General features: G+C 36.0%; 27 protein-coding genes. 26 read left to right on the top strand and 1 reads right to left on the bottom strand.

Going from position 1 to position 24,313, the window contains the following annotated elements; translation table 11 throughout:
* The first annotated feature begins 2 nt into the window (after positions 1–2).
* The 13 genes from cobS (at position 3) to ACWNMZ_RS00535 (ending at position 12,083) form a co-directional block, all read left to right on the top strand.
* On the top strand, positions 3–797 hold the full coding sequence (cobS, locus tag ACWNMZ_RS00595; RefSeq protein WP_031536284.1) for an adenosylcobinamide-GDP ribazoletransferase: 795 nt from the start codon (positions 3–5) through the stop codon (positions 795–797).
* Complete coding sequence (locus ACWNMZ_RS00590; RefSeq protein WP_065429064.1) at positions 755–1,411, top strand: histidine phosphatase family protein; 657 nt, start codon at positions 755–757, stop codon at positions 1,409–1,411. The genes cobS and ACWNMZ_RS00590 overlap by 43 nt, the downstream gene beginning before the upstream one ends.
* Positions 1,330–1,767, top strand: a complete 438-nt coding sequence (locus ACWNMZ_RS00585) for a bifunctional adenosylcobinamide kinase/adenosylcobinamide-phosphate guanylyltransferase (protein WP_031536286.1) — start codon at positions 1,330–1,332, stop codon at positions 1,765–1,767. Before ACWNMZ_RS00590 ends, ACWNMZ_RS00585 begins: the two co-directional genes overlap by 82 nt.
* Positions 1,768–1,814: 47 nt before the next feature.
* Positions 1,815–1,943: a hypothetical protein gene (locus tag ACWNMZ_RS00580; RefSeq protein ID WP_269320376.1), complete on the top strand. Its 129-nt coding sequence runs from the start codon at positions 1,815–1,817 to the stop codon at positions 1,941–1,943.
* Positions 1,944–1,995: 52 nt separating this feature from the next.
* Entirely contained in the window at positions 1,996–2,595 is a 600-nt protein-coding gene (locus tag ACWNMZ_RS00575) for a cob(I)yrinic acid a,c-diamide adenosyltransferase (RefSeq protein WP_031536287.1), read from the top strand.
* Positions 2,576–3,061, top strand: coding sequence for an ECF transporter S component (locus ACWNMZ_RS00570; protein WP_031536288.1), 486 nt, complete (start codon positions 2,576–2,578; stop codon positions 3,059–3,061). The genes ACWNMZ_RS00575 and ACWNMZ_RS00570 overlap by 20 nt, the downstream gene beginning before the upstream one ends.
* Positions 3,058–3,771: a hypothetical protein gene (locus ACWNMZ_RS00565; protein ID WP_031536289.1), complete on the top strand. Its 714-nt coding sequence runs from the start codon at positions 3,058–3,060 to the stop codon at positions 3,769–3,771. Before ACWNMZ_RS00570 ends, ACWNMZ_RS00565 begins: the two co-directional genes overlap by 4 nt.
* 215 nt (positions 3,772–3,986) lie before the next feature.
* Positions 3,987–5,060, top strand: coding sequence for a D-alanine--D-alanine ligase (locus ACWNMZ_RS00560; RefSeq protein ID WP_031536290.1), 1,074 nt, complete (start codon positions 3,987–3,989; stop codon positions 5,058–5,060).
* Between the two features lie 216 nt (positions 5,061–5,276).
* Complete coding sequence (locus ACWNMZ_RS00555; protein WP_031536291.1) at positions 5,277–6,638, top strand: UDP-N-acetylmuramoyl-tripeptide--D-alanyl-D-alanine ligase; 1,362 nt, start codon at positions 5,277–5,279, stop codon at positions 6,636–6,638.
* Between the two features lie 173 nt (positions 6,639–6,811).
* Positions 6,812–7,504 (top strand): alpha/beta hydrolase, encoded by a 693-nt coding sequence (locus tag ACWNMZ_RS00550; protein WP_031536292.1) that lies wholly within the window; start codon positions 6,812–6,814, stop codon positions 7,502–7,504.
* A gap of 1,046 nt (positions 7,505–8,550) precedes the next feature.
* The gene (locus ACWNMZ_RS00545) at positions 8,551–10,041 is read left to right on the top strand and encodes a DEAD/DEAH box helicase (protein WP_081836568.1); all 1,491 of its coding nucleotides are present in this window, start codon (positions 8,551–8,553) and stop codon (positions 10,039–10,041) included.
* A gap of 142 nt (positions 10,042–10,183) precedes the next feature.
* Positions 10,184–10,663 carry a PH domain-containing protein gene (locus ACWNMZ_RS00540; protein WP_031536294.1) on the top strand — a complete coding sequence of 160 codons (480 nt, stop codon included), beginning with the start codon at positions 10,184–10,186 and terminating at the stop codon, positions 10,661–10,663.
* Complete coding sequence (locus ACWNMZ_RS00535; RefSeq protein WP_031536295.1) at positions 10,656–12,083, top strand: PH domain-containing protein; 1,428 nt, start codon at positions 10,656–10,658, stop codon at positions 12,081–12,083. The genes ACWNMZ_RS00540 and ACWNMZ_RS00535 overlap by 8 nt, the downstream gene beginning before the upstream one ends.
* A gap of 58 nt (positions 12,084–12,141) precedes the next feature.
* On the opposite strand, the gene ACWNMZ_RS00530 is transcribed toward ACWNMZ_RS00535, so the two are convergent.
* On the bottom strand, positions 12,142–12,867 hold the full coding sequence (locus tag ACWNMZ_RS00530; RefSeq protein ID WP_031536296.1) for a rhomboid family intramembrane serine protease: 726 nt from the start codon (positions 12,865–12,867) through the stop codon (positions 12,142–12,144).
* A 108-nt stretch (positions 12,868–12,975) separates the two neighbouring features.
* Here ACWNMZ_RS00530 and acpS point away from each other — a divergent pair, with 108 nt between their 5' ends.
* From acpS to ACWNMZ_RS00465, 13 genes are all read left to right on the top strand, one after another.
* Complete coding sequence (gene acpS / locus ACWNMZ_RS00525; RefSeq protein ID WP_031536297.1) at positions 12,976–13,326, top strand: holo-ACP synthase; 351 nt, start codon at positions 12,976–12,978, stop codon at positions 13,324–13,326.
* Positions 13,327–13,612: 286 nt separating this feature from the next.
* On the top strand, positions 13,613–14,623 hold the full coding sequence (locus ACWNMZ_RS00520; protein ID WP_031536298.1) for a LolA family protein: 1,011 nt from the start codon (positions 13,613–13,615) through the stop codon (positions 14,621–14,623).
* Positions 14,624–14,778: 155 nt separating this feature from the next.
* Positions 14,779–15,948: an alanine racemase gene (alr, locus tag ACWNMZ_RS00515; protein WP_031536299.1), complete on the top strand. Its 1,170-nt coding sequence runs from the start codon at positions 14,779–14,781 to the stop codon at positions 15,946–15,948.
* Between the two features lie 347 nt (positions 15,949–16,295).
* Positions 16,296–16,577, top strand: a complete 282-nt coding sequence (locus ACWNMZ_RS00510; RefSeq protein WP_016201247.1) for a CopG family ribbon-helix-helix protein — start codon at positions 16,296–16,298, stop codon at positions 16,575–16,577.
* A 4-nt stretch (positions 16,578–16,581) separates the two neighbouring features.
* Positions 16,582–16,932, top strand: a complete 351-nt coding sequence (gene ndoA, locus ACWNMZ_RS00505) for a type II toxin-antitoxin system endoribonuclease NdoA (protein WP_016201246.1) — start codon at positions 16,582–16,584, stop codon at positions 16,930–16,932.
* An 805-nt stretch (positions 16,933–17,737) separates the two neighbouring features.
* On the top strand, positions 17,738–18,094 hold the full coding sequence (locus tag ACWNMZ_RS00500; protein ID WP_031540168.1) for an STAS domain-containing protein: 357 nt from the start codon (positions 17,738–17,740) through the stop codon (positions 18,092–18,094).
* A 3-nt stretch (positions 18,095–18,097) separates the two neighbouring features.
* The gene (locus tag ACWNMZ_RS00495; RefSeq protein ID WP_031540169.1) at positions 18,098–18,499 is read left to right on the top strand and encodes an anti-sigma regulatory factor; all 402 of its coding nucleotides are present in this window, start codon (positions 18,098–18,100) and stop codon (positions 18,497–18,499) included.
* 14 nt (positions 18,500–18,513) lie between these two features.
* Positions 18,514–19,524, top strand: a complete 1,011-nt coding sequence (locus tag ACWNMZ_RS00490) for a PP2C family protein-serine/threonine phosphatase (RefSeq protein WP_031540170.1) — start codon at positions 18,514–18,516, stop codon at positions 19,522–19,524.
* Positions 19,525–19,579: 55 nt separating this feature from the next.
* Positions 19,580–19,912, top strand: a complete 333-nt coding sequence (locus tag ACWNMZ_RS00485; RefSeq protein ID WP_031540171.1) for an anti-sigma factor antagonist — start codon at positions 19,580–19,582, stop codon at positions 19,910–19,912.
* Positions 19,909–20,379, top strand: a complete 471-nt coding sequence (rsbW, locus tag ACWNMZ_RS00480) for an anti-sigma B factor RsbW (protein WP_031540172.1) — start codon at positions 19,909–19,911, stop codon at positions 20,377–20,379. Before ACWNMZ_RS00485 ends, rsbW begins: the two co-directional genes overlap by 4 nt.
* Positions 20,357–21,154 (top strand): RNA polymerase sigma factor SigB, encoded by a 798-nt coding sequence (sigB, locus tag ACWNMZ_RS00475; RefSeq protein ID WP_031540173.1) that lies wholly within the window; start codon positions 20,357–20,359, stop codon positions 21,152–21,154. Before rsbW ends, sigB begins: the two co-directional genes overlap by 23 nt.
* Positions 21,151–21,747 carry a PP2C family serine/threonine-protein phosphatase gene (locus ACWNMZ_RS00470; protein ID WP_251627847.1) on the top strand — a complete coding sequence of 199 codons (597 nt, stop codon included), beginning with the start codon at positions 21,151–21,153 and terminating at the stop codon, positions 21,745–21,747. Before sigB ends, ACWNMZ_RS00470 begins: the two co-directional genes overlap by 4 nt.
* Positions 21,748–22,032: 285 nt before the next feature.
* Complete coding sequence (locus ACWNMZ_RS00465; RefSeq protein WP_031540175.1) at positions 22,033–24,222, top strand: Tex family protein; 2,190 nt, start codon at positions 22,033–22,035, stop codon at positions 24,220–24,222.
* Positions 24,223–24,313 lie beyond the last annotated feature (91 nt).

Below are 24,313 nucleotides of genomic sequence, written 5' to 3'. Positions count from 1 at the left end.
TAATGAAGAAATGGTTTATTGGTTTTCTCTTAAATATACAGTTCTTTACGGCGATACCAGTGAGAAAGGAACTTCCAATGGAAGGGGAATTTCTTCAGAAAAGTATAAAGACATTCCCTTTGCTAGGACTTTTTCAAGGCTTTATTTATATGAGCTTCTTCTTTTTGCTAAAAGAATATACGCCGTTTACAGCACTTGCAGTAGCTTTTTTTGTCTGGGCCAGTACGATTTTGTTAACTGGAGGGCTTCATTTAGATGGCTGGATGGATGCAAGTGATGCTTATTTTTCTTATCAGGATAGGAAGAAAAGATTAGAGATTATGAAGGATCCACATGTTGGCGCCTTTGGTCTTTTATCCGTCATTCTGTTATTGAGTGCGAAGTTTCTTTTTATCTATGAAATCGTGACACGTATGCAAGACTTTACCTATCTTTTTGTCATGCTCCTGCCGTTATTTTCTAAAGCTGTAATGGGATGGATCTTGCTATTTGTTCAAGAGGCAAAGAATGACGGGCTTGGCGCATACTTTAAAAGGTCTGTTGAAGGGCAGCGAGCATTTTTTTATAGTCGCTATTTTGCACTTGTTCTTCTATTTATCATCTTATTGAATACACAATGGCTGCCACTGTTCTTTCTGTTTCTCTTTATTAGCATCTGCAGCTATATTTTATTAAGTCGATTTATGAAGCGAGCTTTTGGGGGATTAACAGGTGATTTATTAGGGGCAAGTGTAGAAGGGACGGAACTGGCATTATGGGCGACACTATGGTTATTGCATTATTTCGTCATGGGTTAACTGCCGAAAATGAACGAAAAGCATACATTGGCTGGCTGGATGCTCCTTTAAGTGAAAACGGGAAAGCGGACCTTTATGAAAAAGGAAGCCCAGTGTCTAAATATGAATGGATAAGTACAAGCGATTTATTGCGAGCGAAAGAGACAGCAACTTATTGGTTTCCTGAACAGAGCATACACAGTACTCCTAATTTTCGAGAAATAAATTTTGGAGAGTGGGAAGGAAAAACATATGACCAACTAAAAGAGCTCCCTGACTATTGCAAATGGCTAAATGCTCCGTTTACAGTTTCAGCAACAAATGGAGAATCCTTTAAAGAGTTTGTTATGCGAGTAGATACAGGCTGGGATCTTTTAATTGAGCAGAGTAAGAAAAGCGATCGAATGGCAGTTGTCACACATGGTGGGGTTATTCGTTATTTACTTAGTAAATATGGTGTAACAGAAAAGGAGTTTTGGGATTACAGCATTTCGCCAGGAGAGGGCATCGAACTAATATGGTCCAATAAAGAAAGGTTTAGGAGGAAGGAAAGATGCACTTTATTACAGGAGGTAGCTTTCACGGGAAAAAAAGCTGGGCAGTCTCCTTTACGAAGGAGCAAGGATTTACAGTAGGAAAGGTCCTCCGTTTGTTTGATGAAAAGGAAATAAAGATTACAACGGATGAGAAGGATTCCTTTTATATGTTAGAAGGGTTGGAGTGGATGATTAAAAATCGTCTGAAAGAAGAAACGTTGGAGCAAACGATCCATTATCTAGAAAAACAAGTAGAGACTTTACTTCAATGGGAAAGAGAAGAGAAAAAGCGCTGTGTGTTTATTATTGGTAGCGATATTACGAAAGGCATCGTACCGATTGATAAGGAAGATCGCTTTTGGCGAGATGCTACAGGACTGATTTTTCAACGAATTGCAGCAGAGGCAGATAGAGTGGATGTTATTTGGTATGGGTTGAATGAGCGATTAAAGTAGTTGGTGAATTTGGTTTGTGGGTGACTGGTAGGGAGGCTATGGGATTAGTGAAAGTGGTTTTTAAAAGCGGGATGAACGCTGAAATCCGAAGCGGGCAAGAGAAAAGTGGTTTTCAAAAAGCAAGACAAGTTCTAAAGCAACAAAGCAACTACAAGAAAAAATTACATTTAACGTAAAAAGCACTAATCGCAAAAACACTAAACAAATAAACAGAAAGAGGGATAGAATATGCGAATTTATACAAAAACAGGTGATAAAGGGGAAACTAGTATAATTGGGGGAAGAGTATCAAAGGATGACATTCGTGTAGAAGCATACGGTACAGTAGATGAATTAAATTCTTTTGTTGGATTGGCAGTTGCGCAATTAGCGGGAGAACAATTTGCTGATATTAAAGAAGACTTAGAGAAAATTCAGCATGAATTATTTGATTGTGGGGGAGATTTAGCGAGTATCTCAAAAAGAAGAGAATGGAAGTTAACAGAAGAGGCTATTGCCTATTTAGAGGAACGAATTGATGCTTTTATGGAAGAGACGCCGGATTTGGAGCGATTTATTTTGCCGGGAGGGACAGAAGCAGCAGCGACTGTGCATCTAGCACGAACAGTGACAAGAAGAGCGGAACGCTTAGTGGTGACATTGGTGAAAACGAATGAAGATATACCGGAATTGCCATTAAAATATTTAAATAGACTTTCTGATTACTTTTTTGCGCTTGCAAGGGTGATTAATTATAGAAGCGATGTGGCAGATGTCGAGTATGTACGTAGTGCAAAGGTATTTCGAACAACTAAAAAGGGAGAGAGAAATGAACGTAAAGAAGATTAATATCCTTGCTATTTTTATTGCAATTTCGGTTATTGGTGCTTTTATAAAAATTCCAAGCTTCATTGGAAGTGTTGCACTCGATAGTTTTCCGAGTCTTATTGCGGGTGTATTTTTAGGTGGGATTGCTGGAGGAATAGTAGCTGCTTTCGGTCATCTGGTGTCTGCTTTGATTGGAGGACTCCCACTCGGAATTTTTCATTTATTTATTGCGATAGAAATGTGTTTGCTTGTTTTTATTTTTACTAAAATCTATCAGAATGGAATTAGAATTATCTCCTATTTATGGTTTGTGTTAGGAAATGGAGTTCTACTGCCCCTTCCTTTCTTATTCCTAATGGGAAAAGGTTTTTATATTTCTATGGTTCCAGTATTGTTGATCGGTGCTGTATTAAACGGCATTATTGCTCAGCTGTTAATGCCGAGGCTAGAATCTTTCCTTAAAGGGTGGGGAGAGGCGAAGCAATGAGAGATGTACAAATTGTTCCCTGGAATCAAGAAGAAGTAATGGTTATTAGTGCAGATAATAGTGGAGGGATTGGGCAGAAAGAAGAGGATCAAGTTTCCGTTCCCTATGATATAGTTTCTTATTTTTCTTTTCGCGTAGCAGTTATGGAATGTTTGGCAGCAGGAGGAATCCCGTTTTCGGTAATTTTGCAGAATTTTTGTGGAAATGATGCTTGGATTCCCCTTGTAACAGGTATACATAAAGGAGTGCAGGAGCTTGGGTTAGATGGTGAGCTTGGAATAACAGGCAGTACAGAGAGCAATTTTTCCTTCTGTCAATCAGCTGTTGGGCTTACGATTCTTGGAAAAAGACAAGCTGATTTCAAGGAGACATCCATTGTAAATGGAAGAATTGCGGTTATTGGAAGTCCCCTTGTTGGGGAAGAAGTAATGTTACAGGAAGATAAAGTTGTTCCCTTATTTTTGTTTTCTCATTTTGCAAAGGAAGTAAAATGTCGATTACAGCCAGTTGGCTCTAAGGGAATTCTTTATGAATTAGGACAGTTAAAGGGGAAGCTTTTTCAAGAAGAAGAAGTGACATGCTCTGTTGATCTTTTAAAATCTTCTGGTCCAGCTACATGCTTTATTGTCGAGTATGAAAAAGAAATGGAATCAGAAATAAAAAGGTTGGCAGGTGGCTATTTTCATGAAGTACTTGTTTCTTTGAGATAAGATAAAGGAGCAAGGATAATTTTTCTTTCTTAGGGAGAAATTTTAAATAAATAAGCTCCAATTTAGCCCTTTTTTCATATGGTAATAAGAGTTAAAATGGAAAAGGATTATTAGGGTCTGATTAAATTGTTATTTGACTTACATGTTTTCTTTTTAAAGGTCTGGTTCTAGTGGTAGAATAAACAAGTGCATTGATTAAATGGAGGTAACTCATAATGAAAAAGAAACTTGGATTATTATATGGCGGAAAATCTGCTGAACATAAAGTTAGTATGCAAACAGCAATGGCAGTAATTAAAGCATTAGATACAGATAAATATGATATTCATCCAATTTACATATCGGAGAGTGGTGAATGGGTGCGCGGACCACAATTAATGGGACCTGTTGAAAATGTAAAAGAGCTTGCGTTTAACTCACAGGAGCAAATCGGATCAAATGCGCTTTCTACTACTCTCTTCCAAGCAAATGATGAGGCTTCCTTAGATGTTATTTTTCCATTACTTCATGGACCAAACGGCGAAGATGGAACCGTACAAGGATTGCTGGAACTTCTGAATCTTCCTTATGTTGGAAATGGTGTTTTAGCATCATCAGCGGGAATGGATAAAGTAATTATGAAGAATATATTTGAAGTAGCTGGACTAAACCAAGTAAAATATAATTCTTTTATCCGCAGTGACTGGCAAAGTAATAAAGCGGCAGCGTATGATCGTGTGGAAAAGGAATTAGGTTTTCCTTGTTTTGTCAAGCCTGCTAATCTTGGATCAAGTGTAGGAATTAGTAAATGTACGACTAGAGAAGAATTAGAAACTGCCTTTATCGAAGCATTCCAATTTGACCGCAAAATTATTGTCGAAGAAGGCTTAATAGCTAGAGAAATTGAAGTAGGGGTACTAGGAAATGATCACCCAGAAGTTTCTGTAGCAGGAGAAATTGTTCCGAAAAAAGATTTTTACGATTATAAAGCAAAGTATGAGGATGGAGATACAGCTTTAATTATTCCAGCAGAAGTTACAGAATCTGAATATGCTGCTATTAAAACAGATGCGATTAAAGCATTTAAAGCACTTGATTGTTCTGGCCTTGTACGTGCAGATTTCTTCCTTACAAAAGAGGGGGAAGTTTATATTAATGAAGTAAATACAATGCCTGGATTTACACCGTTCAGCATGTTCCCATTATTATGGAAGCACACAGGTTTAGAATATGATGCTTTAATCAATAAATTAGTAGATCTTGCAGTGGAAAGACATACAGAAAAACAAAATATCAAATATACGATTTAATAGAGAAGAAATGGGAAGGCATTTGTTAATTGGATGCTTGTTAACCGATTCAGATTGCTCCATAGTAAATAGACTTTAGAACATGTATATTTGTATAACAACGGTCAAAAGGAGAGGTGAGAATAATACCTCTTCTTTTGTTCCATCAAATATCAGGTTTCAGCGGAAAATAATAAATATTTTTTTAATAAACTATTGGAAAAAGGAGGTTTTTTCGTGATTAAACGTACATATGCAGAAATAGCAAAAATGGCCGGCAATGTGGATTCTTTCACGCAATTTGCGGATGTTCAAATTAATGGGGTAACCATTGATTCTAGAAAAATTGAAGTAGGGCAATTATTTATTCCATTTAAAGGAGAAAGAACGGATGGGCACCAATACGTCGAAGATGCGATAAAACGAGGAGCAGCTGCAGCTTTTTGGCAAAAGGATGTTCCGAATCCACCAAAGAATCTGCCGCTTATCTTTGTTGAGGATTCTTTAACAGCTATTCAAGCTCTTGCTAAAAGCTATCTTCAGCAGTTGAGTGTTAAAGTAGTAGGAATTACAGGAAGCAATGGGAAAACTTCTACAAAGGATATGACAACTAGTCTCCTTTCTTTAAAATATAAGGTGCAAAAAACAGAAGGGAATTATAATAATCATCTTGGTCTTCCTTTAACTGTTCTTGGTTTAGAAGAGGATACGGATATTGCTGTCTTAGAAATGGGAATGAGTGGAAGGGGAGAAATTGACTTTTTGAGCAGACTAGCTGAACCCGACATTGCTGTTATTACCAATATCGGCGAATCCCATATGCAGGATTTAGGCTCAAGAGAAGGAATCGCAGAGGCGAAGTTAGAAATATTAAATGGATTAAAAGACAACGGCAGATTCATTTATTTTGGTGACGAGCCACTTCTTTCAAGTCGTATGAAAAATAGTACTCTTGATAAGAAAACCTTCGGGATGAATCCTTCTAATGATTTATATCCTCTTCATATCCAGACACAAAACAATGGCAGTGTTTTTCATATTAATAAGATTTCTGATCCATTTGAACTACCGGTTCTCGGAAATCACAATATTTTAAATGCATTAGCGGCAATGCTTGTGGCAGAGTATTTTAACATTCCTTTTGAAGTAATGAATAAAGGACTACAATCATTAAAGCTTACTAATATGCGTATGGAATTAGTGGAAGGAAAATCAGGTGTTAAAATTATTAATGATGCTTACAATGCCAGTCCAACTTCGATGCTTGCTGCAATTGATGTTCTAAAAAAGCTGCCAGGCTATAAACAGAAAATCGCTGTTCTCGGTGATATGTTAGAGCTTGGGGATAATGAAGAGACATTTCACTATGAAATAGGCGAAAAACTAGAGGGAATTGATTATGTTTTGACATATGGAAATCTGGGAAGTTTTATTGCAAGAGGTGCGAAAACGGCTCTCCCAGAAGATCGTATATTTACCTTCCAGGACAAAGTACCGTTAATACAAACATTAACCCATTATGTAAATAAAGAAACAGTAGTTTTAGTTAAAGCCTCTAGAGGAATGAAGCTGGAGGAAATCGTTAAGGCTATTCAATAGTTGAAAGAGGCCAGCCGATAGATAAGCGGAAAATCGTTTTCTTGTAGGTTTGGCTTTTTTAATTTAGCTAATTTGTCTTTTGACAACAACAGGCGTCATTATAAAGGGAAAGTTCAAGTGTTGGAAAAATTACCTTTATAGTGTAAAATAACTCTAAAAGGAGTGGCTATAATATGACAGCTTGTATGTTTATACATGGATTTACAGGTTCCCCGATGGAAGTGGAACCACTGGCTACATATATTCAACAACATTCCAATTGGGAATGTATCATCCCCACACTACCTGGCCATGGAAATGAATTGAGATTAAAGGGCATTATGTATAATGAATGGCTTTTGCATGCAGAAGATACGTTAAGAGATTTATTAAAAAGACATGATACCGTATATGTTGTCGGATTTTCGATGGGAGGATTAATAGCAAGCTATTTAGCAACAAAATATCCTATTAAGAAATTAATCCTATTGAGTGCAGCAGCTTATTATGTGAATTTTGTCCAGCTTCAAAAGGACATAAGAATAATCTGTGCGGATTTTTTTCGAGGGCGAATGAGAGAAAATGAGTTATTTACTCGCTATATAAACAAAATAAAAAGTACCCCATTAGCTGCTACTATCCAGTTCCGAAAGCTTGTCCAATATGTGAGACCATTGTTGTCTAACATCCACGTACCAACTTTGATTGCCCAAGGAGAGAAAGATGGCATTGTGCCATTGAAAAGTGCAAACTATTTATACAATACCATTCGCGCTGAAAACAAGAAAATCATCTATGTAGAAGATTCCAAGCATTTAATTTGTCATTGTGAGAGAAAAGAATTATTATTTCAAGAAATAATAACATTCCTCAAGGAGCCCTCATAAATTAGAAGTGACAACATAAAAATTCTGATGTATAGAAGTTTGCTTGAATGGAAAGAGTAGGATAGGCAAGCTTTGCCCTTCTATACTCTCCAATTAAGCATTGTTAGAGAGAACAATAGGAAAAAGATACTATTTCTATAGGAAATGATAAACGAACGCTGCAAACTCTCTTTTGTGTAAAACGTTTACAATGCGAAAATGGGGAAAACATGTATAAAACGTAGATTTTCGAATACCCAATTTATTGCAAAGCGTATTTCTTAGTGATAAGATTATTTTAAAAAGTAACGTGAAGAAACATAACATTTGGGGCATAATGTTAGTAAAGTATAAACATTCTATTTTAAACGATAAATTAGTCAAATAGAGAGAAATGATCTAAAGTCCCACTTATAAACTTCATTATGACTGTCACTTCCTGCTTATGGGAATTTGAGGGATAGCTTGGAAATCAACTGTCCTTAAAGGTCCGAATGGTTCAACTGACAATCGGTGGGAGAGAAGGGTAAACACCACTGACGAAAGGTTCCCTTGATAAGAAATGCTTTGTTATGAATGAGTTGTTTTCTTTTTAAAGGTAAGTATGTGTTATTTCTTTGTATTTGGCTAACTTTTCTCAGATTAGCTAATTTGTTTAAAGCTCCGTGAAAAGATCATGTTGTTTTCGAACGTGAATTTTGAAGATTCTCTATGAGAGAATAGACATTATCACAAATTGGTAACAGAGCTATTAATAAAATAATAAATAGAAGTCATTTGAAATTTCCTCCTATTTAGAACTTGGTTAAATAGTATCTCATAACTAATAAGACTTAAATAGTAGCATATACCTCATCATTCTCCTGATAAAGGTTGTAAGGCTATTGAAACCAACAATAACTTTCATCATTTATATAATAACGACTATCGTTTCTTTTTAATTGTATGGGGAAAGGCATAATGTGATGAATACGATATGCCATTTTAATATGTTTTCATTTAGAAAGTGAGGTACATACGAATGGTTGACATGATGGAGTACATCCATCTGTTTATGGATATTTTTAATGACTAGAAGGAGATTGGATATATTGGTAAAGTTTCAAGATTTAGGTATTAGTCCTGCTACAATGAAGGCATTAAAAAGAATGGGCTTTGAAGAAGCTACACCTATTCAGGCAGAAACTATTCCATTAAGTCTTCAAAATAAAGACTTAATTGGTCAAGCGCAAACAGGAACTGGGAAAACAGCAGCTTTTGGAGTGCCATTGGTGGATAAGATTGATGTTGCAAAGGAAGTAATCCAAGGGATTATTATTGCACCGACAAGAGAGCTTGCTATTCAAGTATCAGAAGAATTATATAAAATCGGCTACGGAAAACGTACAAGAGTTTTATCTATTTTTGGCGGACAGGATATAAATCGCCAAATCCGTGCTTTAAAGAAAAATCCCCATATTATTGTCGGTACACCTGGACGTATATTAGATCATATTAATCGTAAAACACTTCGTTTGGATAGTGTCAAAACGGTTATATTGGATGAAGCAGATGAAATGCTGAATATGGGATTCATTGATGATATTGAATCAATTCTTTCAAAAATCCCAACAGAAAGACAAACATTATTATTCTCAGCTACTATGCCAGCACCAATTAGAAAAATGGCTGAGCGCTTCATGAAAGATCCAGAAGTAGTAAAAGTGAAAGCGAAGGAAATGACAGTACCATTAATCGAACAGTATTATATTGAAACACAGGAGAAAACGAAATTTGATATTCTAACAAGACTATTGGATATTCAATCGCCTGAGTTGGCAATTATTTTTGGTCGCACAAAACGTCGTGTTGATGAACTTTCTGAGGCATTAAATCTGCGTGGTTATACAGCAGAAGGTATTCATGGAGATTTAAGTCAGGCAAAACGTATGTCTGTACTTCGTAAATTTAAAGAAGGAACCATTGATGTACTTGTCGCAACAGATGTAGCAGCACGCGGACTGGATATTTCTGGTGTAACGCATGTATATAATTTCGATATTCCTCAAGATCCAGAAAGCTATGTTCACCGTATTGGCCGAACTGGCCGTGCTGGCAAAGAAGGTGTCGCTATTACATTCATTACGTATAGAGAAAGATCTTATCTTCAAGTTGTGGAAAAAACAACAAAGAGAAAAATGGAAAAAATGATTCCGCCAACAGTGGATCAAGCAATTGAAGGTCAGCAAAAAGCTGTGATTGAAAAAATTTCGCAAATTATGGATGAAAACAATTTAGATTCATACCGAAATGTAGCAGACGAATTATTAGAGCAAAAAGATGCTTCTACAATCGTTGCAGCAGTTCTAAAAATGCTGACAAAAGAACCGGATACAACACCTGTTAAGTTAACAGAAGAGAAACCACTACCGGTTAAACGTGATCGTAGACCATATGATAAAAATAATGATCGTGGTGCTCGTAAAAATTATAATTCCCGTCAACGACAAGGTTATAGCAGTAACAAACGCCAAGGACAATCAAGTGGTGGATACAATAAATCTAAGTCTTACCGTTAAGCTTAGCATGAAAAGCCTCAATGAAAAAATTACTTCATTGAGGCTTTTCTTATATTTGATAGAAAAAATCTGAAACTACTTTCTCCTATTTTCGTATATAGTTAGTATAAACAGACAAAATGTAGAAAAAGGGGGAAAGTAATTGATAGCGATACCTCAAAATAGATTATCGAAAAAGGGAATAATTGTTTGGCGAATAACAGGAGTAATATCCTCTCTTATCATGATGGCTATTGGCGGTGGTGTAATCACACTGGCTATTCTTTTTGACTGGCATATTCTGATAAGTATAGGGATAATTATTTATCTTCTTGTTCATACAGTGCTGACCATTGGTATTCTACCACCTTTAAAATGGAAGAGGTGGAGATACGAAGTCAGAGGAGATGAAATTGAAATTCAGCAAGGTGTCATTGTAATTAAGCGAACTCTAATTCCGATGATTAGAGTTCAACATGTAGACATGAAGCAGGGACCATTGTTAAGGAAGTATGAGCTTGCGACAGTTTCTATTTCTACTGCTGCTACTATCCATGAAATTCCTGTGCTTGAAGTAGAGGAGGCAGAGGAAATAAGACATTATATTTCTAGCAAAACGAAGGTGGCGGAAGAGGATGTTTGAAAAAAGAAGACTTCATCCTATTTCGGTTCTTTATATAATTTTAAAGCGTCTAAAAGAATTGATTTTCCCTTTTATAGGAATTATTGTACTTGGAGGAAAGCCTTCAGACTGGGGATTATATACGATTTTAGGAGCAATCCTGCTCCTTGTTGTGATTTTAATTAGTGGTTTTTTGCACTGGAATTATTTTACTTATTACGTTGTAGGAAATGAATTGCGTATCGAGTATGGGGTATTTGTTAAGAAAAAGAGGTATATACCCTTTGAACGAATTCAAAGTATTGATTTTACTGAAGGGATTTTTCATCGTCCGTTCCGTCTGGTGAAAGTTAAGATAGAAACAGCAGGGGGCGTAGAAGCAGAAGGTGAGCTTACAGCTATATCAAAAAAGCTTGCCGAAGAGCTAAAAAGATATATCATAAAAAAGAAAAACGAAGAAATAGTATTGGAAGAAGAGATAGAAGAGATAGAACCTGTTCAACAAGAAATCTATCGTATCACGAATAAACAGTTAGCTATTTTGGCCACCACATCTGGTGGAGTGGGAGTGATTATTTCCGCGATTTTCGCCTTCGTTTCCCAGTTTGAAGAATTAATTCCAATCAAAAGAATTTATGAGCAAGTTCATCAGTTCATTACAAGTGGATTGGCCTTAATTTCTATCGTTGTATTTATTTTATGTGTATTATTATGGATTTTATCTTTGTTTATTACATTGCTCAAATATGCGAATTTTACTTTATCAAAGACGAATGATGATTTGATTATTACACGGGGGTTAATTGAGAAAAAGCAAATTACGATTCCGTTAAAACGCATTCAGGCAGTTAAAGTAACGGAGGCTATGCTTCGCCAACCATTTCATTTAGTAGGCGTATCCTTAATTAGTGCAGGAGGATCTTTTAATGATATAGAAGCTGCAAATGTATTGGCAGTTCCCTTGTTAAAGAAAAAGGATTTACCGCAATTACTAAAGGAAGTGGTTCCTGAATATGAATGGAGTGAGCAGCTAATACCACCACCAAAACGGTCTGTTTGGCGATATATTGTTAAAAACAGCTGGATTGCACTACCTATTATTAGCACACTCATTTATTTTTTTCATGGATGGGGAATGCTATCGTTATTGCTATTATTGATTTTACCAATGTGGGGATATTGGAATTATCGCTCAGCAGGCTATGCTATCTTAGGTAAACAACTAACCTTATCCTTCCGTCAATTCCACAAGACGACATTTATTATGAAGCGTAATCGTATTCAAGCTCTCTATTATACAGAGGGATGGTGGCAAAGAAAGGGAGAGCTTGCCTCGATTGAAGGAGTAGTTCTTTCTGGTGCCGGGGGGGCAACGGGTGTGGTTACAGACCTTTCAAAAGGTGATGTGAAGAAGGTTTATGAGTGGTATTCCTATAGATAAGAAAAGAAGGTTGCTATAAAGGCAGCCTTCTTTTGTAATAAGCTAGTGATGTTATCGTTTATTGACTAAGCAAGCCAATAATGGCAAGGCCGAAGATAATGATCCAAATAATAATGGATTTTCCTTCAGGTTTTTTTGTGTGCCGAAGCTGCTGTTTTAAATAGTACCATTCCTCTTTATAGCTGGAAATAATCTTCTTTCCCTTTGATTCAGACAAGCTTCCAATGATTAGACCAGTTAGAAAGCCAAAAATATGGGCAACAATATTTATGTTTGGCTGTAAAAATGTCATGATTAAACTAAGAACAGCGATGGTAGTAATAATTTGTGCATTACTTTGAGAAATGATATCTTTTCGAAAAACGACTAGACTAATATAATAGCCAAATAAGCCGAAAATTGCCCCACTAGAACCTAAATGTACATAAGTAAGAGGTTCAATCAGGAGTGTTATAATATTTGCTGCAATACCGGTAATTAAGTAAATAAAGAGAAATTTAAATTTGCCAAGGATTCTTTCTAATGCAGGACCAAATAAAAAAATACTAAAACTGTTAAATAAAAGATGAGCAAATCCTCCGTGAATAAATATAGGAGTAATTAATCGCCACCATTCCCCTTCTACAATATATAGATTGACACCTATCATTAAATCTAACAGATGTTTGTTTGGGAAGATGGGCAAATTTGTTAACAAAAATAGGACTAGGTGAATGAGCAGGATTGCAGATACGACTGGATAATACGAAATATACTCTCTAAAGTTTTCTCTTCTGGTAAACAACCGTATTTGATACCTCCTAATAAAGCTTCTTTCTACAATAATAGCCAAACAATAGGAAAAGATACAATATATTATGCGTATAAATAATGGAATAGAAGGAGTTGTCTTATGATAAAAGGGACAGGAATAGATATTACGGAAATAGAAAGAATAGAAACTTTGATGCAAAGAAAGCCGAATTTTGCAAAGCGGATACTTACCGATATGGAAATGGAAAGATATGAGCTGCTGTCAGGTCATCGTAGAAGTGAGTTTCTAGCAGGGAGATTCGCAGCGAAAGAAGCTTTTTCAAAAGCATTAGGAACAGGGATAGGAGGAAGCCTAAGTTTTTTAGATGTGGAGATTAGCTATGATCCCCATGGAAAGCCATGCATTTTAAAGCCATTTTCTCAAGGTGTTCATTTATCTATTACCCATAGTAAACAATATGCCTTCGCACAAGTAATTATTGAAGAATAAGGAAAAGAGGTGTTTCGCCTTTTTCCTTTTTTTTATGAAAAGTTTATTGATTCCCACTAGATTGTCATTTCCATAAACGAAATGACAATGAAAAGAGATATTATTCCAAGTAGCATATTCCCGAAGGTTGTCTCATATATTCATAGAGAAATAGGAGAGACAAGTATGGGTTTTCGGTTTCTAATAGAAAATTCACAAGGATAAGGGTATGGAATTTTTTAATAGAAATGCTGTTTGCTTATTTTTCTCTCTTTCTACGTGAAATGAAAATAGGGGAGTTGAAAAAATGAACAAGAAGATTTGGTTGCTATTTGTAGGGCTAACGGTCATGCTTTTGTTAACTGCCTGTGGAACAAAATCGAAAGAAGATGTTCTGACTGATTTAAAAGAAAAGGTCGAGACAAAGGGGTATAAAGCAGACGCCGAAATGACTCTCAAAATGGGGACAGAGCCGCAAACATACGAAGTGGAAGTCTGGCATAAGGACCCAGATTTTTATCGAGTAAATCTAAAGAATTCGGCAAAGAATCAGAGTCAAATGATCTTAAAAAATGAAGAAGGTGTGTATGTTTTAACTCCGGCTTTAAACAAAAGCTTTAAGTTTCAAAGCGAGTGGCCAGAAAATAGTAGTCAGGCATATCTCTATGAGTCTTTAGTAAAAGATATTGAAGAAGATAAAGATGTGAAATTTTCTGCTACAGATAAGTATTATGTATTTGAAACGAAAACACGCTATCAGAATAACAAAATGCTTCCAACACAGGAAATTGCTTTTAGTAAAAAAGATCTTTCTCCTGTGAGTGTGAAGGTTAAGGATGTAGAGGGAGTAGCGCTTGTTACGGTTAAGTTCTCGAATGTAAAGTTTGACGTTTCCTTTGATAAAAAGGATTTTGATTTACAAAAAAGTATGACAGCAGCTAAGATGGTAATCCCGGTAATGGGAGAAATAGAAGATAAAGAATTTGCTGTGAAATATCCTGAAGAGCCGTTAGAAGGAGTTAGCTTGGTAGAAGAAAAGAAAATGGCTACGGAAAACGGAAATCGTGTTATTTTAACCTACGATGGGGTAGTGTCCTATACCATTATTCAGGAAAAAGCAGAGGTAGCACCAGCTACAGCAGGACCAATTGTTAGTAAGGGAGATCCAGTGGATTTAGGCTTTACTATTGGGGAAGTTACGGATTCAAAAGTATCATGGACGTTTGAAGGCGTTGATTATACAATTGCATCAAGTGACCTAACTCGAGATGAATTAGTTACCGTTGCGCGCTCCGTTCAAGGAGAAGCGATTAAATAAACAATTTTGAGCAGCTTCTATAATAGAAGCTGTTTTTTTGATGTATAAATGAAACAATACATACAAACATATAAGGATTGGAATTGACAAGCGATAAAAACAGTAGAATAATTTAGGATACAAGTTTGTTATTTCATGAAGGACGTGTGAGGATTTTGATTCAAGAAGATACCTTTTATCGAGATACATGGGTGGAAATTGATCTTGATGCGATTGCATATAATGTTAGGGAATTAAGAAAAAGAGTACATGCTGATAATAAAATAATAGCAGTAGTGAAAGCAAATGGATATGGTCATGGGGCTCTGCAAATTTCCAAAGAAGCATTGCTGTCAGGTGCAGACTGTTTAGCTGTTGCCTTTTTAGATGAAGCGATTCATTTAAGAAAAAATGGTATTACTGCACCCATACTTGTTCTTGGAGCAAGCAGACCGCGCGATGTAGCGATAGCTATAAAATATAAGGTGACTTTAACGGTTTATCATATCGATTGGTTGGAAGATGCTATCCAATTTTTAAATAAAGATGCGCACGTGGCGATTCATTTAAAATTAGATACAGGCATGGGTAGAATTGGGCTGAGAAAGGAACAAGAGATTCAGCAGGTGGAAGAGTTGCTGGCAAATCATCCGAATATTGTGGTGGAAGGAGTTTTCACTCATTTCGCAACAGCAGATGAAAAAAATTCTATTTACTTTGAGAAACAAATCCAGCGTTTTAAGGAACTACTTGCTGCATTTTCAAAGCTGCCAGCAATCGTTCATTGTAGTAATAGTGCCGCGAGTCTTTTGTATCCTGATTTACAATACAATGCTATTCGTATGGGGATTTCCATGTATGGATTGACGCCATCTCTTGAGATTGAGTCTGATTTGCCTTATTCCTTAAAAGAAGCTTTTTCCTTGCGCACAAAATTGGTCCAAGTGAAAAAATTAAACAAGGGCGATAGGGTAAGCTATGGTGCCACATATGAGGCAGAAAAAGAGGAATGGATTGGTACTTTGCCGATTGGCTATGCAGACGGGTGGTTGCGGAAATTGCAAGGTCAAGAGGTTCTCGTAGAAGGAAAGAGAGTGCCGATTGTCGGGAGAATTTGTATGGATCAATGTATGGTAAGGCTTCCGTACTATTTAGAACCAGGTACGCAAATAACGTTAATTGGGAAGCAAAAGGATGAAGAAATCTCTGTTAATGAAATTGCTACTAAATTAGACACAATCAATTATGAGGTCACATGTATGATTTCCGCAAGAGTCCCCCGTATATATAAAAAAAATGGTGTTTTTGAAGAAACGGTAAATCCCTTAATTAGTGAGATGGAGTAACGGATTATAACTGAAAAGTATAGCAGGATTTATTTTTGGCGAGAATTGTAAAAGAATAATTCAACATTGGGCTGAAAATAAAAGTAATGGATGATCAAAGAAATGAATACATTAATTATGGTCACATATACCAGCTAGAAATAATAATAGATGAAAAATATGGTAAATCCCCTCTTTGTTTTGAGAATATTTTTCGCTTTTTCCATTCTTTGATGCATAAAAGGGATAATTTTTGGTGGATAATACAGTAGAATTGCTGAATGGACTTTGCAGAAACAGTTATTAGTGGTATGATTAAAAAAAGCAGAGCTAAAAATGGTGTGTAGTGATGGTGGAGGTGTATCTTTGTGTCTGAATCCAGCGCAACGACAGAGATCATGATAAAATTACCAAAGCATTTGTTAACTGAATTGGACGGCTTCGTTAAGCAGGAAAATGTAAATCGTAGTGAATTTATTTATCAAGCAACGAAAATGTATCTTCGCGAACGTAAAAAGAGACATATCCGCGAATCGATGAGACGAGGATATATGGAGATGGCTAAATTAAATTTATCCATTGCATCAGAAAGCTTTCTCGCAGAATACGAGGCAGAGCATACAGTAGAACGTCTTGTAAGCGGAGGGTAATCCTTTGATTGTCAAACGTGGTGACGTTTATTTTGCAGACCTATCCCCAGTTGTTGGTTCAGAGCAAGGCGGCGTCCGTCCTGTACTTGTCATTCAAAACGACATCGGGAATCGGTTCAGTCCCACAGTCATTATTGCAGCAATTACAGCTCAAATTCAAAAGGCTAAATTGCCGACTCATGTGGAAATTGATGCGAAGCGATATGGTTTTGAAAGAGATTCAGTAATTCTTTTAGAACAAATTCGTACGATAGATAAACAGAGGCTAACGGACAAAATTACTCATCTCGATGAGGAAATGATGGAAAAAGTCGATGAAGCTCTACAGATTAGTTTAGGTCTCATTGAATTTTAATGATAGAATGCGCTCGTTTGGAGCGCTTTTTTTTATAGCGTTTTTTGTTCTGTTATGTATAAGAATGTAACCCCCTTCGTATTGTAGGAGGTTATTTTTTATTGGAAAGGAAGCGTAATTCTCTAAAAGGATAAAATATTTCTTAATTAAAGGTTTTAAATATAATCAGATAGGGAATATAGAAAAGTCAAAACCTATATACATATAGGATTAGTTAATTATCAAGCGAAAAATAATGCCCAAAAATAGAGGGCACTGAAAAAGTATAGTTTTTTCAAATTAAATAAGAATTTATTTATTTGAAAGCGAATATTAAGTTGGTTTGGAGAGGTGAACGCTTGACTCCTATGGGAGCAGCGAGAAAGTCCGAGACCCTGCAGGAGCGTAGCGACGAAGCGGCTCGGCGCTCGCCCCGTGGAAAGCGAGCGGTAAGCCTCGGAAAACAAAAACCTACACTAAGTTAGAAAGGTTTGGTAACTACCGATTCACCAGGTAATTCACTTTTTCAGTGGCCTCAAAAATACCGCTTGTTTTTTCAATATATAAGTTTTTGAAAATAGAAAGTATCTCTTTATGTGATAAAATGGAGGAAAGCTGTTTTAAAAACATCGAGCAATCAAATCAATGGAAATGAGCATACAGGATATTTATCTTTCGATGAAAGATAGTTTTATTTTGTTTGGCAAAATTGTATAAAAGAAATGCTTGTTTTGGATTGGTTTTCGTCCATTTAGTTGAACTAAAAAAGAAAAGGAAGTACGTAAAAATATATTAAATGAAAGTTGGTTGGTTTTGGGTGAATAGAGTGAGAATACCAATATTAAAACTGTATGACTATTTGCTAGTATCCATTCAGTGGGAATTAGATGACCAAACAGCCCTTCAGTTTCAAGAGGATTTATTAAATAAAATCCATGAAACTAGTGCAAGTGGAGTAGTGATTGACTTAACATCCATTGATTTTATAGACTCATTTATTGCCAAAGTATTAGGTGATGTTATCGGTATGTCGAAGCTAATGGGGGCTAAGGTGGTACTGACAGGGATTCAGCCTGCTGTTGCCATCACCTTAGTAGAGCTAGGTATCAGTTTGAACGATGTTTTAACTGCCTTAGATCTAGAAAAAGGTTTGGAGAAATTACAACAGGAATTGGAGGATTGACCTATGGGAGACCAATCCTGTGTAAAAATCGTAAATGAATGGGACATCGTTGCAGCTCGGCAATTAGGTAGAAATATTGCAAGAGAGCTTGGCTTCGGTATTGTAGATCAAGCTCGTATTACTACTGCGATTAGTGAACTTGCAAGAAATATCTATTTATATGCTGGACAAGGGCAAATTTGTATAGAGAAGCTTTTTGATAATGGGAAAGCGGGCTTGAAGCTAATTGCTAAAGACAGTGGTCCTGGAATAAAAGATATAAGACAAGTAATGCAAGATGGTTTTTCTACCTCGGGTGGGTTAGGTGCTGGATTACCAGGAGTAAAACGGTTGATGGATGCGTTTGATATCAAAACCTCTATAGGCGAGGGGACAGAAATTCAGGCAGTGAAGTGGCTAAGATAAGGGGGAGAGAGATAATGGATTTCCGAGAAATGATGGAATCTAAGTATCGAGATCTTCTTGTGAACTATATTAAAGATGAATCTGAACAAGCGCTTTATCAAGGGCAAAAGTTTAGTAGGAAATCGATTGAACAAAAAATATCACCAGAAGATATAATCAGTTTACATAAATCTATTTTAGTGGATTTATATCCGGATATGCCTGAATATGTAACGAAATCTTTTGATATTCTTTTAGAGGTTATGATAGGCTATGGATTTGCTTATAGAGAACATCAAAGTCTTCGCCATGTTCAGCAAGAATTAAGAAGTGAGATGGAAATCGCTGCAAATGTCCAACAAACATTATTAAGTACAGATATTCCAAAAGCAGAAGGGTTGGATATTGGCGCAATCAGTGTTCCGGCAAAAATGATGAATGGAGATTATTATCACTTCGTTCATGATGATGATCAAATCATTAATATTGCCATCGCGGATGTAATTGGAAAAGGAATTCCTGCTGCTATGTGCATGTCGATGATTAAGTATGCAATGGACAGTCTCCCAGAAAATAGGAATAAACCAAGCAATGTATTAGAAAATTTAAATAGGGTAGTAGAGCAGAATGTAGATCCTAGTATGTTCATTACGATGTTTTACGGAGCATATGATACATTGTCGCATGTATTTCACTATGCATCGGCTGGTCATGAACCAGGTCTTTATTATCAAGCGAAAACAAAACAGTTTAGTGAGCTTAAAACAAAGGGCTTATTACTAGGTGTAGATAAAAAGACAAAATATCAACAATTTGAAAAGGAAATTTATCCAGGTGATATGATTGTTTTAATGTCAGATGGAGTAACAGAAAGCAGAACGAAAGAAGGCTTTATTGATAAAGAAATTCTTCTAGGATACATAAGAAAGCATATGCATTTAGATGCACAAGATATTGTCAAAAATGTTTATATGGAATTAGAAAAAATTCAAGAATTTCATTTGCGTGATGATTTTACTTTAATTATTTTAAAAAGAAAAGTTTAACTCCGTAAACGATGGGGTAAAAGACAATATCGTAATCATGTAAAGGTGGGTCGGGATGAATATCATAATAGATGTAAAGGAAAAAGAATTGGATGTAGAAGTTAAAGTTTCTGGTGAAATAGATGCGTATACAGCTCCGAAATTAAGAGAGCGTATTTATTCCTTTTCTGAAAAAGAAGGAATAAAAATGGTAATAGATTTATCAGATGTTAACTATATGGACAGTACTGGTTTAGGCGTGTTTGTGGGGATATTTAAGAATGTCCGAGCAAACAATGGTGAATTCAAGTTGATTGGTCTATCTAGTCGTTTAATCAGGCTATTTGAAATAACTGGATTGGCAGATATTATAGACATAAATAGTAAGATAGAAGGTGGAATCAAATGAGTCATTTTGAGTACATCGAAATGAAAATCCCTTCTAAACCAGAGTATGTTGGCATTATTCGCTTAACACTATCTGGGATTGCAAGCAGAATGGGCTTTAGCTATGACGAAATTGAAGATTTAAAGATAGCTACTAGTGAAGCATGTACAAATGCTGTGCAACATGCGTATAAGAATAAGGACGCAGGAGATGTTTTGATTGGGTTTCGATTATATAATGATCGACTAGAGGTTATTGTCGCCGATAATGGAAAGAGTTTTGACTTTCATTCTACGACCAAAGATTTAGGTCCGTATGAACAGGATGAGTCAGTAGAATTTCTTCGTGAAGGGGGACTTGGCCTATACTTAATCGAAACATTAATGGATGAAGTAAAGATTCACCATAATAACGGGGTAACTGTTTTCATGACTAAATACCTCGAAGGAGAGCAGGTGGAGAGGGATGCAGAAACAATCTCAACCTAATCGCCATTTATCAAAGGAAGAAGTAAATGAATTAATTAAAGAATTTCAACTGACGCAAAATGAGAAAGCCCAGGAAGCACTTGTCTTAAATTATCGTGATTTAGTAGAAATGCTGGCAAGGAAATATTCTAAAGGGAAAATGTTTCACGAAGATATCGCACAAGTAGGAATTATTGGATTAATAGGAGCCATTCAACGTTATGATGAAAGCTTCGGCAAGAGTTTTGAGGCCTTTGCTGTACCAACTATAATTGGCGAAATTAAACGGTTTTTAAGAGATAAAACGTGGAGTGTTCATGTACCAAGGCGTATTAAAGAGCTTGGACCTAAAATAAAGAAAACGGTAGAACAGCTTACTACCGATTTACAGCGTTCTCCAAAGGTAAATGAAATTGCTGATTATCTAGAGGTATCCGAGGAAGAAGTGCTAGAAGCGATGGAGATGGGCAGAAGCTATCAGGCTTTATCTGTTGACCATTCGATTGAGGCAGATTCAGAAGGGGGAACCGTTACTCTCTTAGATATTGTGGGGGATGTAGATCAAGGATTTGAAAAAGTAAATCAAAAACTAGTGCTAGAAAAAGTGTTGCATGTATTAACGGAGCGAGAAAAAAGTATTATTCAATATACATATTTGGATAATCTTAGTCAGAAGGAAGCTGGAGAAAAGCTCGGGATATCTCAAATGCATGTTTCTAGGCTTCAAAGAAGAGCGATAAAAAAGCTCCAAGAAGCAATACAGGCAGAGTCCAATAATTCGGAGTTTATCTTATGAATGAATTGAAAGATAATAATGTCCATGTACTTGCCTATCAGACTAGCAAGAAAGGGAAAACCCTTTGTGGAGATAGTTTTTTTTATACATCAACGGATGAATACTTTGTTTGTGTATTAGCAGATGGTCTTGGAAGCGGCGAATACGCAAATGAAGCATCCGTTGCAGTTACCGAGATGATTAAAGAAAATCATGCGAAATCTGTTGAGGAATTAATGGAACTATCTAACAATGTTCTTATAAAGAAAAGAGGAGCGGCAGTCTGTGTTTTCAAAATTAACTATGCTACCAAGACAGTTATTTATAGCTGTGTAGGTAATATTCGATTCTTTCTTTATTCTCCTTCAGGCAAATTGACTTATCCACTCCCAGTAACGGGTTACTTATCAGGAAGACCTCAACATTATCATACGCAACGTTTTGCCTTTGAAAATCACGCGAAATTCCTTGTTTTTTCCGACGGATTTAATATTCAAGGAATAAAAAATTTGCTAAAAGGATATTTGCCTATTAGCTCCATAGCAGATAGTATTGTTGGAAAATATAATAATTCAGATGATGATTCTACTTTTATATTGGGAAGCTTGCTTTAAAGTAAGCTTTTTTTTGCTGTTTTATTATATTTTTTTCTGTCGGTTATATCAACAAGCTTTTGAAAGTAGCTCTCTTTATTTATGAAATAGATACTTGCTTGATAGCTATTAAGAATTGCCAAAGGAAGAAGGCAAATTCCTTTCTATTGATAATAGGCTTTCATAGGACCTTTTGATAAAATAGAATTAGGTAAAAATTGAAGGACTAACTTTTAGTGTGGAAAGAGAATGGATATTATATTTTTTTAGTGATTGCTCGATGGATTAGAAAGGATCGTGAGTTGTGTGGAGAAAGTTTTGGAACAGGAAAAAGGGCAGGATTATTTAGCTATTATTGCAAAAGAACAGAATGTATCGATTAAACAGGTGAAAAGTGTTATTGCGCTAATAGAAGATGGGAATACAGTTCCTTTTATTGCTCGATACAGAAAAGAACAAACAGGAGCACTAGATGAAGTGCAGATTAAGGATATTATCGATCGCTATACATATATTCAAAACCTAGCTCAAAGAAAAGAAGAAGTTATACGTTTAATCGAAGAGCAAGGCAAGCTGACAGAAGAATTGCAAAATAATATTATGAAGGCAATCAAGCTCCAGGAAGTAGAAGATTTATATCGTCCATATAAACAAAAACGCCGTACGAAAGCTACTATTGCGAAAGAAAAAGGATTAGAACCTTTTGCGGACTGGTTATTAAGTCTGACAAAGGAAAAATCGTTGGATGAGGAAGCCTGTAAATATATATCCGAAGAAAAAGAAGTATTAACAATTGAAGATGTGATCAATGGTGCGAAAGATATTTTAGCAGAGCGCATATCAGATGATGCAGAGAGTAGAAAGTGGATTAGAAACAAGACGATGCTTACTGGGAAAGTTCAAACTAGCTCTAAAAAGTTAGAGAAGGACGAAAAAAATATTTATGAAATGTATTATGAATATGAAGAGCCAGTAAATAAAATTGTTCCTCATCGTACACTAGCTGTAAATCGAGGAGAAAAAGAAGATATCTTAAAAGTAGCTATCAGTGCTCCAACAGATGTAATAATAGAATACTTAGAGAAAAAGTGGATAAAAAATGAGTATTCTCCTGCAACAGTAATTATGAAAGAAGCAATAGAAGATGGTTATAAACGTCTTATTCAGCCGTCTATTGAGAGGGAAATAAGAAATGAGTTAACAGAAAAGGCTGAGGAGCAGGCAATACATATTTTCTCGGAAAATCTTAGAAATCTATTATTACAGCCACCCCTTAAAGGGAAAATGGTTCTCGGAGTGGACCCAGCTTATCGGACAGGCTGTAAATTAGCTGTAGTCGATGAAACGGGGAAAGTATTAGAAATAGGAGTAATTTATCCCCATCCACCAGTGTCCAAAAGAGCAGATGCAGCTGCAAAGTTTCAAAGCATTCTTGATCGCTATCATATTGAAATGGTTGCAGTGGGGAATGGTACTGCTTCGAGAGAAACAGAACAATTTGTTGCTGAGATGCTAAATAAGCAGAATAAAGAGATTTATTATTTAATCGTAAATGAAGCTGGAGCTAGTGTTTATTCAGCTTCCGAAATTGCAAGAGAAGAATTCCCGGATTTTCAAGTGGAAGAAAGAAGCGCAGTGTCTATTGCGAGGAGATTACAAGATCCATTAGCAGAATTAGTGAAAATCGATCCAAAATCTGTAGGTGTTGGTCAATATCAACATGATGTATCACAAAAAAAATTAGCGGAATCATTACATTTTGTTGTAGAAACAGCAGTTAACCAAGTTGGAGTTAATGTAAATACTGCATCGTCTTCTTTACTGCAATATGTTGCTGGCCTTTCCAAGGCTGTTGCTAATAATATCGTAAAAAAACGAGAAGAAGAAGGTAAATTCAGCAATCGCAAACAATTAAAGAAGATACCACGTTTAGGGGCTAAAACATATGAGCAAGCTATCGGCTTTTTGCGCGTATTAGATGGGGAAGAGCCTTTAGATCGAACTGGCATCCACCCTGAACATTACGGTGAAGTAATGAAACTTCTATCTAAATTAGGATTTAAGTCACAAGATATCGGCACTCCTGAATTAAAGGAAGTACTAACAAAAGTTGAAATGAAGGATATTGCACAAGAACTTAATATTGGAGAACTTACATTAAAAGATATTATTGATGCATTGGTTCGTCCATCTCGAGATCCACGGGAAGACCTTCCTGCACCATTATTGCGAAAAGATGTATTAAAACTAGAAGATTTACAAACGGGAATGGAATTACAAGGTACGGTTCGAAATGTAGTCGATTTTGGTGCATTTGTAGATATTGGAGTTAAACAAGATGGTTTAGTTCATATTTCTAAGTTGAGCAATAAGTTTGTTAAGCATCCACTTGATATAGTAAGTGTAGGGGATGTAGTTACTGTTTGGGTAGACAGTGTAGATCAAAATAAAGGAAGAGTTGCGCTTACTATGTTAAGTCCAAAAGACGAGAAATAATAAAGAAGGATCGCCTGTTTTTTAAGCGTGGAAATACAGGTGATCCTAATTTTTAGGAGTAAAGGATTTTTACACATAATCGAGCACTAAA

It is taken from the genome of Niallia sp. Marseille-Q9988 (genome assembly GCF_976954375.1).
The sequence above is the reverse complement of the archived record's forward strand: the minus strand, read 5'-3'. Positions and strand labels throughout refer to the sequence as shown.

Excerpts from the sequence above, each read along its gene's own strand:
- cobS (WP_031536284.1), top strand. The coding sequence starts at position 3 with ATGAAGAAATGGTTTATTGGTTTTCTCTTAAATATACAGTTCTTTACG.
- ACWNMZ_RS00590 (WP_065429064.1), top strand. The coding sequence starts at position 755 with ATGGGCGACACTATGGTTATTGCATTATTTCGTCATGGGTTAACTGCC.
- ACWNMZ_RS00585 (WP_031536286.1), top strand. The coding sequence starts at position 1,330 with ATGCACTTTATTACAGGAGGTAGCTTTCACGGGAAAAAAAGCTGGGCA.
- ACWNMZ_RS00575 (WP_031536287.1), top strand. The coding sequence starts at position 1,996 with ATGCGAATTTATACAAAAACAGGTGATAAAGGGGAAACTAGTATAATT.
- ACWNMZ_RS00570 (WP_031536288.1), top strand. The coding sequence starts at position 2,576 with ATGAACGTAAAGAAGATTAATATCCTTGCTATTTTTATTGCAATTTCG.
- ACWNMZ_RS00565 (WP_031536289.1), top strand. The coding sequence starts at position 3,058 with ATGAGAGATGTACAAATTGTTCCCTGGAATCAAGAAGAAGTAATGGTT.
- ACWNMZ_RS00560 (WP_031536290.1), top strand. The coding sequence starts at position 3,987 with ATGAAAAAGAAACTTGGATTATTATATGGCGGAAAATCTGCTGAACAT.
- ACWNMZ_RS00550 (WP_031536292.1), top strand. The coding sequence starts at position 6,812 with ATGACAGCTTGTATGTTTATACATGGATTTACAGGTTCCCCGATGGAA.
- ACWNMZ_RS00545 (WP_081836568.1), top strand. The coding sequence starts at position 8,551 with ATGACTAGAAGGAGATTGGATATATTGGTAAAGTTTCAAGATTTAGGT.
- ACWNMZ_RS00535 (WP_031536295.1), top strand. The coding sequence starts at position 10,656 with ATGTTTGAAAAAAGAAGACTTCATCCTATTTCGGTTCTTTATATAATT.
- acpS (WP_031536297.1), top strand. The coding sequence starts at position 12,976 with ATGATAAAAGGGACAGGAATAGATATTACGGAAATAGAAAGAATAGAA.
- ACWNMZ_RS00520 (WP_031536298.1), top strand. The coding sequence starts at position 13,613 with ATGAACAAGAAGATTTGGTTGCTATTTGTAGGGCTAACGGTCATGCTT.
- ACWNMZ_RS00495 (WP_031540169.1), top strand. The coding sequence starts at position 18,098 with ATGGGAGACCAATCCTGTGTAAAAATCGTAAATGAATGGGACATCGTT.
- ACWNMZ_RS00490 (WP_031540170.1), top strand. The coding sequence starts at position 18,514 with ATGGATTTCCGAGAAATGATGGAATCTAAGTATCGAGATCTTCTTGTG.
- ACWNMZ_RS00485 (WP_031540171.1), top strand. The coding sequence starts at position 19,580 with ATGAATATCATAATAGATGTAAAGGAAAAAGAATTGGATGTAGAAGTT.
- rsbW (WP_031540172.1), top strand. The coding sequence starts at position 19,909 with ATGAGTCATTTTGAGTACATCGAAATGAAAATCCCTTCTAAACCAGAG.
- sigB (WP_031540173.1), top strand. The coding sequence starts at position 20,357 with ATGCAGAAACAATCTCAACCTAATCGCCATTTATCAAAGGAAGAAGTA.
- ACWNMZ_RS00470 (WP_251627847.1), top strand. The coding sequence starts at position 21,151 with ATGAATGAATTGAAAGATAATAATGTCCATGTACTTGCCTATCAGACT.